Here is an 11,717-nt window from a genome sequence, read left to right as displayed (position 1 = left end):
ATCGCAGGCAGCGGTATCGAAACGTGTTGCGGCGTTGGCCCTGATCGCTTTCGGTTGCGCTGTGCAGGGCCTTGGACTAACCTCCGCGCTGCTTCAGGTGCCCCCTGGCTAAAAGCCAGTGGGTGAAACAGGGAAGCCGGTTCATTCGATGAAGATTCCGGCGCTGCCCCCGCAACGGTAGGCGAGACAGGACACCGCTCACAGCCACTGTGCCACAGGCATGGGAAGGCCGCGGTTCCGGGATGCAAGGCATCCGCTCGCAAGCCCGGAGACCGGCCTGTCGCATTCCACGGCAGTGCGGCGGGCGCTGATCGGGGTGCGGCTGCTTGCACCTGCGCTCCTTTCGCATTCTCCGTCTTCCCTTATCGACTGATGTCGTGCGGCGGGCACGACGGAGACCTGAACTTGATCTGCAAGACCCTTAGCACCCCAGCGGCGTGCCTGCTGCTTGGCTATGTTTCGCTTTCCCATGCTCAGCCGGTCCAACCGCTGAACCTCAACGACCAGGTGGTTACAGCCACGCGCACCGAGCAGGCGCTCAGCCGTATTGCTTCCACCAGCGTCATTACTCGCGAACAGATTGTACGCAGCCAGGCGCAGAGCGTTTCCGAACTGCTGCGCGGCCTCGCGGGCGTCAATGTGGCCGCCAACGGCGGCCGTGGCAAGACTTCGGCCGTCTATGTACGTGGCACCAGCAGCCAGCATCTGCTGGTTTTGGTCGATGGGGTGAAAATCGGTTCGGCCACATCAGGCGGTGCATCGCTGGAGAACATTCCTGTCGAGCAAATCGAGCGCATTGAACTGGTCCGCGGCCCTCGTTCCAGCCTGTACGGTTCGGAAGCGGTAGGCGGCGTCATGCAGATCTTCACGCGGCGAGGAGAGGGCGAAGGGTTCAAGCCCTATTTTTCCGCTGGCGCGGGCAGCCGCTCCAGCTTCGACGGTACCGCAGGCATATCCGGTAGCCAGGGTGCCGGATGGTTCAATCTCGGCGTGGCGAGCGCGTCAACCGACGGTATCAATTCCAGGGCCTATCGGCCGTCAGCACCACGCTCCTACGAACCCGATGCGGACGGTTATCGCGAGCTCTCCGGTGCCTTGCGAGGTGGATATCGCTTCGACAATGGATTGGAGCTGGACGGCAGTTGGCTTCACGTCGACACCCACAGTGACTACGACTCTCGGTCTACCTCAGGTGCGACAGGTCGCTTCGCCTATAGCGACGGAAGCCAGCAAGTCATCGGTGGCCGGGCACGATTCAAGCCGCTCGAGCCGTGGTTGGTGACCCTGCAGGCCGGTCACAGCGAAGACAACACAGACAACTTCCGCGACGGTCGTTTCTATTCTCGCTTTGACACCAAGCGTGATTCTTTCAATTGGCAGAACGACTTCAGCGTGGCCGACGACCAGTTGCTCACCCTGGGTTTTGATTACCAGCAAGACCGCATCGACGTCACGGACGACTATGCAGTGGACGCCCGCGATAACAAGGGCGCCTACCTGCAGTATCAGGGCCGCTTCGGCCGCCACGGCTTGTTGGCTGGCCTGCGTCGCGATGACAACGAGCAGTTCGGGAACCATGACACCGGCAATCTCGGTTGGAGCTATGACCTGCGCGACAACCTGATGCTGAGCGCGTCCTACGGCACGGCTTTCAAGGCGCCCACTTTCAATGATCTCTACGCACCGGACACCGGCTTCACGGCGGGCAATCCTGACCTGCTGCCGGAAGAGTCGCAAAGCTATGAGCTGGGCCTGAAGGGTGAGCAGCAATGGGGCGAGTGGAGCCTCAACGCGTTCGAAAATCAGATTGAGGACCTGATCATCTGGAGTGGCAGCAGTCCGATGCAGCCGCAGAACGTCGATGTGGCGCGCATTCGCGGGATAGAAGGCGTGGTCGGCACCGAGCTGCTGGGCTGGGATGTCGTCACCTCGGTGACCGTCCTCGACCCGCAGGACCGTAGCAAAGCCAATCACGGGCATCTGCTGCCGCGGCGCGCCAAACGGACGCTGAATGTCGTCCTGGACCGTGCCATTGGCCGCTTTGCTGTCGGCACAACGCTGTACGCAGCGAGTGAGCGTTTCGACAAATCCAGCAATACCGAAGCCGAGCGTTTGCCCGGCTACGCCCTCGTAGACCTGCGTGGTGAGTACCGTCTCGATGATGCCTGGCGACTGCAAGCAAAGCTGAGCAACCTGTTCGACCGCGATTACGAAACCGCCCAGACCTATGAACAGCCAGGCCGCGCGATCCATTTCACGATCCGCTACCAGGCACTCTAATCGCGCCCGCTGGCGCGTTGCCCCAAAGGAGAACACCGATGATAAAACTGTCCCCAAGAGCCCAACTGGCTGTCGGTATTGCGCTGGCGGTGCTGATGGCTATGACCCGTGGCCAACACTTCGCCTCGGTAAATTTGCCAAGCGCTTCATGGGCGGTGTTCTTTCTGGCGGGTGTGCTGCTGGCGCCGCGCTGGGTGTTTCCGGCTCTGTTCGTCGAGGCGTCGCTGCTGGATTTCGCCGCCATCGAATGGCAGGGCGTCAGCAGCTACTGCATGTCACCGGCGTACTGGATGCTTGTGCCTGCCTACGGCTCGCTGTATCTCGGCGGGCGCACTTACGCGCGCTTGCACCGTGACCAGTTGAGCAGCCTGGCATTGCTGGCGGGCGTCGTGGTGCTCAGTGCCTTCGTGTGCTACCTGTTTTCGGGCGGCGGTTTCCTGTTTTTCTCCGGCCGCTATCCAGACCCGAGTCTGGCGCAGCTGGCCGAGCGCATTGGCGTGTACTACCCGCGCTACCTGGGTAACTTGGCGCTGTATGTGGGAACCGCAGCGGTCATGTTCGTCGGCCTGCGTGCTTGGAGCGCACAGCGTGAAGGCGCTCGCGCATGAATGAGTCCAGCGCACGCGATGATCGCCATAAGGCACGGATGCAACGCAAGAAGGCAGTCGTCGACGAGAAGATCGCCGAAGCGCAGGACGAGTACGGCCTGCTGCTGGTGCATACCGGTAACGGCAAAGGCAAGAGCAGCTCGGCGTTCGGCATGGTCGCCCGCGCACTCGGTCATGGCATCAAGGTGGGCGTGGTTCAGTTCATCAAGGGCGCGGCCAGTACCGGCGAAGAACGCTTTTTTCGTCGATTTCCTGATGAGGTCCGCTACCACGTGATGGGGGAAGGCTTCACCTGGGAAACCCAGGACCGCCAGCGTGACATCGCCAAGGCAAAGGAGGCGTGGAACGTCGCCGCACAGCTACTGGCTGATCCGGACGTTGGTCTTGTCGTGCTGGATGAGCTGAACATTGCCCTTAAGTACGGCTATCTGGAGCTCGACCCGATCCTCGCTGACATCGAGTCGCGACCGCTATTGCAGCATGTGGTGGTCACCGGCCGCGGCGCGCCGCCGGGTTTGATCGAGGCAGCCGACACCGTGACTGAAATGAGCCTGGTCAAACATGCCTTCAAAGCTGGCGTGAAGGCGCAGAAGGGAATCGAGTTCTGATGTTTGCAATCAAGGCATACGCAGTTGCTGAGCGCTGGGGATGGCAATGAATACGCCACATGACTGTCCGGCGCTGCTCATTGCCGCGCCAGCCTCCGGCCAGGGTAAAACGACCGTGACCGCTGGCCTGGCTCGCTTGCATACGCGCCAAGGCAAACGCGTGCGTGTCTTCAAGTGCGGCCCGGATTTCCTCGATCCCATGGTGCTGGCCCGTGCCAGTGGTCACCCGGTCTATCAACTCGATCTGTGGATGGTGGGGGAAGCTGAAAGCCGCCGCCTGCTATGGGAAGCGGCGCGTGATGCTGACCTGATCCTCATCGAAGGCGTGATGGGGCTGTTTGACGGCACGCCGTCGGCTGCCGATCTGGCGCGGCAGTTTGGCGTGCCGGTATTGGCGGTGGTCGATGGATCGTCCATGGCGCAGACCTTCGGGGCGCTGGCTCACGGTTTGGCCAGCTATCAGCCGGATCTTCCGTTTGCCGGTGTGTTGGCCAATCGGGTCGGCAGCAGTCGCCATGGCGAGATCCTGCGCGACTGTTTGCCAAAGCAGATTGGTTGGTTCGGAGCCCTGCCGCGCGGCGATTCGGTAGGCCTGCCCAGCCGCCACCTGGGGCTTGTACAGGCGCAGGAACTGGCAGATCTGGACGCCCGGCTCGACGCGGCTGCCGACGCTCTGGCGGCGAGCGCGGATTGCAGACTGCCGACGGCGATCAGCTTTCCACCACCGGCACCCGAGACGCTGCCGAAACTGTTGAGCGGTGTGCGTATAGGTGTGGCACGTGACGCTGCCTTCTCCTTCGTCTATCAGGCTAACCTCGACCTGCTGCAAGCGCTCGGTGCAGAACTGTTGTTCTTCTCGCCACTGCGATTCGCCCGCCTGCCCGCAGTCGACAGTCTGTATCTTCCGGGCGGCTACCCGGAGCTGCATATGCGGGCATTGAGCAGAAACCGCACGATGGCTGAGGCGATACGCGCCCATCACGAAGCGGGCAAACCGACCCTTGCCGAGTGCGGGGGCATGCTCTATCTGCTCGACGGCCTGACCGGCCAGGATGGGGTGCGTGAAAGCATGCTTGGCCTGATGCCCGGCGAAGCGACGATGCAGAAGCGTTATACCGCGATGGCGCTGCAGGAAGTACAGCTGCCGGAAGGGCGCCTGCGCGGCCACACCTTTCACCATTCTTCCCTTGAGTCGCCGATGCAGCCGCTGGCGCGAGGTGAATGTCCGAATTACAAGCGCACGGCCGAGGCGGTTTACCGGCAGGACCGGCTGACGGCTTCCTACATCCATTTCTACATGCCGTCCGATCCGTTCGCGGCTGCGGCGATGCTTAGTCCATGAGCGAGTTTGCCTTTACCGCGGAGCAGCGCGCCGGCGTTTACCGGGCGATTGGCGAACGTCGTGACATGCGGCATTTCAGCGGAGGCGAGGTTGCACCCGAGTTGCTGGCGCGCCTGCTCGAGGCCGCGCATCAGGCGCCTAGCGTGGGCTTGATGCAGCCTTGGCGGTTTCTTCGCATCAGCCGTCCCGACTTGCGCAGCGCCATTGCCAGGCTAGTCGAGGAGGAGCGCTTGCTCACTGCCGCTGCGCTGGGCGAGCGGGGCGAGGCATTCATGAAGCTCAAGGTCGAGGGCATTCACGATTGCGCCGAACTACTGGTCGTCGCGCTGATGGATGGCCGCGAGACACACGTGTTTGGTCGTCGCACGCTGCCGGAAATGGACCTCGCTTCGGCCGCCTGCGCGATCCAGAATCTCTGGCTCGCAGCGCGGGCCGAGGGCCTGGGCATGGGTTGGGTATCGCTGTTTGATCCCCAGGCACTGGCGGATCTGCTGCAGATGCCCGCTGGGGCTAAACCCGTTGCGGTGATCTGCTTGGGGCCGGTGGCTGAGTTTTATCCTGCGCCAATGCTTGCGCTCGAAGGCTGGACCGAGCCGCGACCGCTCTGTGAGTTGCTATTCGACAACCTTTGGGGCCAGCAGTCATGAGCGTTGCCCTTAGCTGCTTGGGCGGTGTTGCACTCGACGTACTGCTCGGCGAACCCCGTCGCGGCCATCCCCTGGTTGCGTTCGGCAAGCTGGCCGATCGGCTCGAACATCACTTCAACGGCCCCGGCGGTCGCGGCTGGCGCAGCCATGGCGTTACCGCCTGGTGCCTCGCCGTGCTGCCGCTGACGGCAGTGGCGTGGCTGCTCGGTTCGTTGCCGACTGTTGGCTGGCTGGTTGAGATCTGCTTGCTCTACATGGCTTTGGGACTGCGCAGCCTTGGCGACCATCTGCTACCGGTAGCACGGGCGCTGCGTCAGGGTGACTTGGCTGAAGCGCGCCAGCGCGTCGGTTTCATTGTCAGCCGCGATACACGCGAGCTCGACGAGCAGGGTGTCGCCCGAGCCGCGACCGAGTCTGCATTGGAGAATGGTAGCGACGCGGTATTTGCCGCGCTGTTCTGGTTCGTGCTGGCAGGCGCACCCGGTGTGGTGCTGTACCGGCTGAGCAATACGCTCGATGCCATGTGGGGCTACCGCAACGAGCGCTTCGAGCGATTCGGCTGGGCCGCGGCGCGTATCGATGATGTGTTGAATTTCATTCCGGCCAGGCTGGTTGCGCTCACATATGCGCTGTTGGGCCAGACGCGGCGAGCCTGGCGTTGCTGGCGCACGCAAGCGCCGCTGTGGGACAGCCCCAACGCCGGCCCGGTAATGGCTGCTGGCGCCGGTGCGTTAGGCGTGGCGTTGGGCGGTCCAGCCGTCTACCACGGCGAGGTGCATCATCGACCCGTGCTCGGAGAAGGCGAAGCGCCTCAGGCTCGAGATATCGAGCGCGCACTGGACATGGTCTGGGCCGGCGTCGGTCTTTGGTTGCTGGCATTGCTGCTTGGAGGCTGGCTGGATGCTTGAGCACGGCGGAAAACTGCGTAGGGCGGCCGAGCACTTTGATATACCGCTGCACGACTGGCTGGATCTATCTACCGGCATTGCGCCATACGGTTTCGATCTGCCAGCCATTCCCACCGAAGCCTGGCTACGCCTGCCGGAAACCGAAGACGAACTGGAGACAGCTGCGCAGGGCTATTTTGGTGCCGCCTCGCTGTTGCCAGTGGCTGGCTCTCAGGCTGCGATCCAGATGTTGCCGCGCTTGCGCAGGCCATTGCAGGTCGGAATCGTCTCGCCCTGTTATGCGGAACATGCCGAGGCCTGGCGCCGCGAAGGACATCGTCTCAGCGAATTCAGCGAGGGCAGTGTGCCGCGGGCGCTCGATGGGCTTGACGTGCTGGTCGTGGTCAATCCCAACAACCCCACCGGCCGGCTTTTACCGCCGGAGCAACTGCTCGCCTGGCATGGCCGTCTTGCCGAGCGTGGCGGCTGGTTGATCGTTGACGAAGCGTTCATGGATCCGACCCCGTCTCACAGCCTGGCGCCCCATAGCCATTTGCCGGGGCTGATTGTGCTGCGTTCGTTCGGCAAATTTTTTGGTATGGCCGGTGCGCGGCTCGGGTTCGTGCTGGCGGAACAGAGTTTGCTGTCTGTGCTGAGCGATGCACTCGGGCCATGGCCGATTGCCGGCCCGTCACGCTTCATTGGCAGCGTATTGCTTGCCGATCGCGACGGGCAGCGTCGTCAACGCGAGCGCTTGCTCGGCGACAGCGCGCGTCTCGCCCAGCTGCTCTCAGAGCACGGGTTGTCACCTGCCGGCGGCTGCGGGCTTTTCCACTGGGTTGTAACGGAGGAGGCGACGATGCTCCGCGAGTTTCTAGCCTGCCAGGGCATTCTGGTGCGCCGCTTTCTACATCCGCCGAGTGTGCGCTTCGGGCTGCCGGCAGACGAAGCGGGATGGGCGAGGCTGACGCGGGCGCTGAGCAATTATCAGGCGTTGAGCGCATGAGCACCTTGATGGTTCAGGGCACAACCTCCGATGCCGGCAAGAGCACCTTGGTGACCGCGCTGTGTCGCTGGCTCAAGCGCCAAGGTGTCGCCGTCGTGCCGTTCAAGCCGCAGAACATGGCACTGAACAGTGCGGTAACCGCTGACGGCGGCGAGATCGGCCGCGCACAAGCGGTGCAGGCCCAGGCCGCAGGATTGCCGCCGCATACCGACATGAATCCCATCCTGCTCAAGCCCAACAGCGATGTCGGTGCGCAGGTGATCATCCACGGTCGCGCCGTCAGCAACATGGATGCCGTGGCCTACCACGACTATAAGCGCGTGGCGATGGAGGCGGTGCTGGCTTCGCACCGGCGCCTGCGCGATGCCTATCAGGTGGTGATGGTCGAAGGCGCGGGTTCGCCGGCCGAGATCAATCTGCGCGCCAACGATATCGCCAACATGGGCTTCGCCGAAGCGGTCGACTGCCCGGTGATCCTGATCGCCGATATCGACAAGGGCGGCGTGTTCGCGCACTTGGTCGGCACGCTGGAATTGCTCAGCCCCAGTGAGCAGGCGCGGGTCAAAGGTTTCGTGATCAACCGTTTTCGCGGCGATATTGCCCTACTGCAGCCGGGCCTCGACTGGCTCGAACAGCGTACAGGCAAGCCCGTTCTCGGGGTGCTGCCGTACCTTATGGATTTCCACCTCGAAGCAGAGGACGCCGTCGACGTGCGTCAGTCCGCGAAGAACAAGCAGACCTTGAAGGTCGTGGTGCCGGTGCTGCCGCGAATCAGCAATCACACCGACTTCGATCCGCTGCGTTTGCATCCTCAGGTTGATCTCTGCTTTGTTGGGCCCGGACAAGCAGTGCCGCCTGCCGATCTGATTATCCTGCCGGGCTCTAAAAGCGTGCGGGCGGATCTTGCCTGGCTGCGCGAGCAAGGTTGGGAATCGGCGATACAGCGGCATCTGCGTTACGGCGGCAAGCTGCTCGGAATCTGCGGCGGACTGCAAATGCTCGGCGAATGCATTGCTGATCCGCTTGGCCTGGAAGGGCCAGCAGGGCAGAGCGACGGGTTGGGATTGCTTCGGTTTTCCACAACGCTGGCTGCCCACAAGCAGCTGCGGAACGTGCATGGACGACTGGGAATCGATGACGTCGAGATCAGCGGCTACGAGATTCACGCAGGTATCAGTGACGGACCGGCACTGGAGCGTGCCGCCGTACGACTCGACGATGGCCGCCCGGATGGTGCTATCAGCGAGGACGGTCAGGTGATCGGCACCTACCTCCACGGCCTGTTCGAGTCACCAGCTGCCTGCGAGGCGCTGTTGCGCTGGGCGGGGCTGGAGAGGCCGCAGCGGGTCGACTACCAGGCATTGCGAGAACGCGACATCGAACGTCTGGCGGACCTGGTCGAGAAGCACTTGGATGTCGGGCGACTGCTGACGCTTTGCGGCCTACCAACGGAGACGGATGCATGATCGAACTTATCCTCGGCGGCGCGCGGTCCGGCAAGAGTCGTTTGGCCGAGCGGCTTGCGGTTGAAAGTGGCCTGGCGGTTACCTATATCGCCACGAGCCAGCCATTGGATGGCGAGATGAACGAACGCATCGCTCATCACCGTGCCCGGCGCCCCGCCAGCTGGGCCTTGATTGAAGAACCGCTGACGCTGGCATCTGTCCTGCGTGAACACACCCGTGCGGACCGCTGCCTGCTAGTGGACTGCCTGACGCTTTGGCTGACCAATCTGCTGATGCTGGACGACCAGGTTCGCCTGACGGAAGAACGTGAGGCCTTGCTTGAGTGCCTCGCTGACCTACCGGGGCGGGTGCTATTGGTCAGTAACGAAACAGGGCTGGGCGTGGTGCCGCTGGGGGAGTTGACTCGCCGATATGTCGATGAGGCGGGCCTGTTGCACCAGGCCCTCGCCGAGCGTTGTCAGCGCGTGGTGTTTACCGTGGCGGGTTTGCCAATGACCCTGAAAGGAGCGGCGCTTTGAACAAGCAATGGTGGCTGGAACCCTGCCGGGTACCGGATGAAGCGGCACGCCAGGCGGCACGCCAGCGCGATGCCCTGTTGACCAAGCCTGCGGGTTCGCTGGGACGTATCGAAGCGGTAGTGCCGCAGTTGGCGGCTTTGCAGGGTCGCGCTCGTCCGTCAGCGGAGCACGTTTTCATCGCCATTTTTGCGGGTGATCATGGCGTTGCCGAAGAAGGCGTCTCGGCGTTCCCGCAATCGGTGACTGGGCAGATGCTTGCCAACTTCGTCAACGGTGGAGCAGCGATCAGTGTGCTGGCGAAGCAGCTCGAGGCGACCCTGGAAGTGGTTGATTTGGGCACGGCGGTTGCGTTGTCGTTGCCTCGGGTGCGCCATCTTTCGCTGGGGCCGGGCACCCGCAATTTCGCCAAGGAATCGGCGATGAGTGCCGAGACCTGCCAGCTCGCCATGCAGGCCGGGCGCGACAGCGTGCTGCGGGCGCAACAGCAGCGGAGCGAGCTGTTCATTGGTGGCGAGATGGGCATCGGCAATACCACTACTGCGGCCGCGCTGGCCTGCGCTTTGCTGGGTTGCGCGCCGCACGAATTGGCGGGGCCAGGCACCGGCTTGGACGAGGCTGGAGTGGCGCGTAAGCGTGTAGTCATCGAGCGGGCACTGGCGCTGCACGCGGGATCGCACGGCACCCTCGGCTGGATGCAGCGGCTCGGTGGTTTCGAACTCGCTGCGCTCACTGGGGCCTATTTAGCGTGCGCGCAGCAAGGCATCGTTGTGCTGGTCGACGGCTTTATCTGCAGTGTGGCGGCGCTGTGTGCGGTGCGTCTGAACCCAGCCTGTCGTGACTGGCTGCTGTTCGCCCACCGCTCGGCTGAGCCAGGCCATGTCGCTGTGCTCGGCGCATTGGATGCTCAGCCGTTGCTCGACCTTGGCCTGCGTCTGGGCGAGGGCAGCGGCGCGGCGTTGGCGGTTCCGCTGCTCCGGATGGCCTGTGCGCTGCACGACGGTATGGCCACATTCGAAGAAGCCGCCGTTGCGGTGAAACACTCATGAGCGTGCAGCTGGAGTTGCTGCGTCACGGTGAAACCGAAGCCGGCGGCGGTTTTCGCGGGCGGCTGGATGATGCCCTCACCGCAACAGGTTGGCAGCAGTTGCGAGCAGCCGTTGTCGCCGCCGGGCCCTGGGACCGCATCATCAGTTCACCCCTGCGCCGCTGCGCGGATTTCGCAGCTGAGCTCGCCGAGCAACGGTCACTTGAGCTCGAACTTGAACCCGACCTTCGCGAACTGGACTTCGGCGATTGGGAAGGGCGCACCGCTGCGGACCTGATGGTGGATCAGAGCGAAGCCCTGGGCCGCTTCTGGAGCGACCCGTACGGCTTCACTCCTCCCGGGGCGGAGCCCGTCGCTGACTTCGAGGCCCGCGTGCTGGCAGCAATCGAGCGGCTGACCGATCGATGCGCAGGCGAACGCGTATTGCTGATCACGCACGCGGGCGTGATGCGGCTGCTCCTGGCGCAGGCGCGTGGGTTCCCGCGCGAATGTCTGCTGCAGGTTGAGGTCAGTCATGGGGCATTGTTCGGGCTGAGAACCGGGTTCGCCGACGCCACGCTCTGGCTGGAAGAACGATGCAGGCCTTTCTGATCGCGCTGCAGTTTCTCACCTGCCTCCCGGTACGGCTGCGCGGCATGCCCGAGCCGCAGCAGATCGGCAGGTCGCTGCTGTATTACCCGCTGGTGGGGTTGCTGCTCGGCGGCATGCTCTTTTTGCTCGGCATGGCTCTCGGCAATGCGGCGCCGCCCTTGAAGGCCGCTTTACTGTTGGCCGCGTGGGTTTGGCTCACCGGTGCGCTGCACCTCGACGGCCTCGCCGACAGTGCGGATGCTTGGCTGGGCGGCTTCGGCGACCGGGAGCGAACCCTGGCGATCATGAAAGACCCCTGCAGCGGCCCGGTTGCGGTCGCCGTGCTGGTGTTAGTCCTGCTGCTGAAATTCGTCGCCTTATGGACCCTGCTTGCGCAAGGCAACCCATGGGTGATTTTGGCGGTGCCGCTGGTAGGGCGAAGCGCGATGTTGGGGTTGTTTCTGACTACACCCTACGTGCGGCCCGGCGGTTTGGGCCAGGCCCTGGCCGAGCACATGCCGCGATCAGAAGCGCGGCTGGTGTTGGGGCTGATTGTGCTCGGTGGCGTCCTGATGGGTGCTGGTGGTTGGGTTGCGCTGGCCGTTGCCGCTTGCGTGGGATTGCTGGTGCGCCGCGCCCTGGTTCAGCGGTTGGGCGGTACCACGGGTGACACTGCTGGTGCGTTGTTGGAGCTGGTGGAGTGTGCGGTGCTGGTCGGCTTGGCGCTGCTGGGCTAGGGC

12 protein-coding genes and 1 riboswitch are annotated in these 11,717 nt (G+C 63.5%); all 12 genes read left to right on the top strand.

The window, feature by feature from the left end:
* The first annotated feature begins 78 nt into the window (after positions 1–78).
* Positions 79–295: riboswitch (cobalamin riboswitch) on the top strand.
* Positions 296–408: 113 nt separating this feature from the next.
* The 12 genes from btuB to ACQKIK_RS11670 are packed head-to-tail and all read left to right on the top strand — an operon-like array spanning position 409 to position 11,714.
* Positions 409–2,280, top strand: coding sequence for a TonB-dependent vitamin B12 receptor (btuB, locus tag ACQKIK_RS11725; protein ID WP_499136429.1), 1,872 nt, complete (start codon positions 409–411; stop codon positions 2,278–2,280).
* A 38-nt stretch (positions 2,281–2,318) separates the two neighbouring features.
* Positions 2,319–2,888 carry a hypothetical protein gene (locus tag ACQKIK_RS11720; RefSeq protein WP_499136066.1) on the top strand — a complete coding sequence of 190 codons (570 nt, stop codon included), beginning with the start codon at positions 2,319–2,321 and terminating at the stop codon, positions 2,886–2,888.
* On the top strand, positions 2,885–3,496 hold the full coding sequence (gene cobO, locus ACQKIK_RS11715; protein ID WP_499136065.1) for a cob(I)yrinic acid a,c-diamide adenosyltransferase: 612 nt from the start codon (positions 2,885–2,887) through the stop codon (positions 3,494–3,496). Before ACQKIK_RS11720 ends, cobO begins: the two co-directional genes overlap by 4 nt.
* A gap of 46 nt (positions 3,497–3,542) precedes the next feature.
* Positions 3,543–4,838, top strand: a complete 1,296-nt coding sequence (locus ACQKIK_RS11710; RefSeq protein WP_046162244.1) for a cobyrinic acid a,c-diamide synthase CobB — start codon at positions 3,543–3,545, stop codon at positions 4,836–4,838.
* On the top strand, positions 4,835–5,485 hold the full coding sequence (gene bluB / locus ACQKIK_RS11705; RefSeq protein WP_128119152.1) for a 5,6-dimethylbenzimidazole synthase: 651 nt from the start codon (positions 4,835–4,837) through the stop codon (positions 5,483–5,485). The genes ACQKIK_RS11710 and bluB overlap by 4 nt, the downstream gene beginning before the upstream one ends.
* Complete coding sequence (gene cbiB / locus ACQKIK_RS11700; RefSeq protein WP_499136064.1) at positions 5,482–6,393, top strand: adenosylcobinamide-phosphate synthase CbiB; 912 nt, start codon at positions 5,482–5,484, stop codon at positions 6,391–6,393. Before bluB ends, cbiB begins: the two co-directional genes overlap by 4 nt.
* Positions 6,386–7,378: a threonine-phosphate decarboxylase CobD gene (gene cobD, locus ACQKIK_RS11695; RefSeq protein WP_499136063.1), complete on the top strand. Its 993-nt coding sequence runs from the start codon at positions 6,386–6,388 to the stop codon at positions 7,376–7,378. The genes cbiB and cobD overlap by 8 nt, the downstream gene beginning before the upstream one ends.
* Positions 7,375–8,844 (top strand): cobyric acid synthase, encoded by a 1,470-nt coding sequence (locus ACQKIK_RS11690; protein ID WP_499136062.1) that lies wholly within the window; start codon positions 7,375–7,377, stop codon positions 8,842–8,844. Before cobD ends, ACQKIK_RS11690 begins: the two co-directional genes overlap by 4 nt.
* Positions 8,841–9,362 carry a bifunctional adenosylcobinamide kinase/adenosylcobinamide-phosphate guanylyltransferase gene (cobU, locus tag ACQKIK_RS11685; RefSeq protein ID WP_463286038.1) on the top strand — a complete coding sequence of 174 codons (522 nt, stop codon included), beginning with the start codon at positions 8,841–8,843 and terminating at the stop codon, positions 9,360–9,362. Before ACQKIK_RS11690 ends, cobU begins: the two co-directional genes overlap by 4 nt.
* Positions 9,359–10,408, top strand: coding sequence for a nicotinate-nucleotide--dimethylbenzimidazole phosphoribosyltransferase (gene cobT / locus ACQKIK_RS11680; protein ID WP_499136061.1), 1,050 nt, complete (start codon positions 9,359–9,361; stop codon positions 10,406–10,408). Before cobU ends, cobT begins: the two co-directional genes overlap by 4 nt.
* Positions 10,405–10,998 (top strand): alpha-ribazole phosphatase family protein, encoded by a 594-nt coding sequence (gene cobC, locus ACQKIK_RS11675; RefSeq protein ID WP_499136060.1) that lies wholly within the window; start codon positions 10,405–10,407, stop codon positions 10,996–10,998. Before cobT ends, cobC begins: the two co-directional genes overlap by 4 nt.
* Entirely contained in the window at positions 10,983–11,714 is a 732-nt protein-coding gene (locus ACQKIK_RS11670) for an adenosylcobinamide-GDP ribazoletransferase (RefSeq protein ID WP_499136059.1), read from the top strand. The genes cobC and ACQKIK_RS11670 overlap by 16 nt, the downstream gene beginning before the upstream one ends.
* Positions 11,715–11,717: the final 3 nt, after the last annotated feature.

The organism is Pseudomonas sp. NPDC047961, assembly GCF_050272435.1.
GTDB lineage: Bacteria > Pseudomonadota > Gammaproteobacteria > Pseudomonadales > Pseudomonadaceae > Stutzerimonas.
Note: the sequence above shows the minus strand (reverse complement) of the source record. Positions and strands in the feature narration are given on the sequence as shown.

Excerpts from the sequence above, each read along its gene's own strand:
- cobU (WP_463286038.1), top strand. The coding sequence starts at position 8,841 with ATGATCGAACTTATCCTCGGCGGCGCGCGGTCCGGCAAGAGTCGTTTG.
- cobD (WP_499136063.1), top strand. The coding sequence starts at position 6,386 with ATGCTTGAGCACGGCGGAAAACTGCGTAGGGCGGCCGAGCACTTTGAT.
- ACQKIK_RS11720 (WP_499136066.1), top strand. The coding sequence starts at position 2,319 with ATGATAAAACTGTCCCCAAGAGCCCAACTGGCTGTCGGTATTGCGCTG.
- ACQKIK_RS11690 (WP_499136062.1), top strand. The coding sequence starts at position 7,375 with ATGAGCACCTTGATGGTTCAGGGCACAACCTCCGATGCCGGCAAGAGC.
- cbiB (WP_499136064.1), top strand. The coding sequence starts at position 5,482 with ATGAGCGTTGCCCTTAGCTGCTTGGGCGGTGTTGCACTCGACGTACTG.
- ACQKIK_RS11670 (WP_499136059.1), top strand. The coding sequence starts at position 10,983 with ATGCAGGCCTTTCTGATCGCGCTGCAGTTTCTCACCTGCCTCCCGGTA.
- ACQKIK_RS11710 (WP_046162244.1), top strand. The coding sequence starts at position 3,543 with ATGAATACGCCACATGACTGTCCGGCGCTGCTCATTGCCGCGCCAGCC.
- bluB (WP_128119152.1), top strand. The coding sequence starts at position 4,835 with ATGAGCGAGTTTGCCTTTACCGCGGAGCAGCGCGCCGGCGTTTACCGG.
- cobO (WP_499136065.1), top strand. The coding sequence starts at position 2,885 with ATGAATGAGTCCAGCGCACGCGATGATCGCCATAAGGCACGGATGCAA.
- cobC (WP_499136060.1), top strand. The coding sequence starts at position 10,405 with ATGAGCGTGCAGCTGGAGTTGCTGCGTCACGGTGAAACCGAAGCCGGC.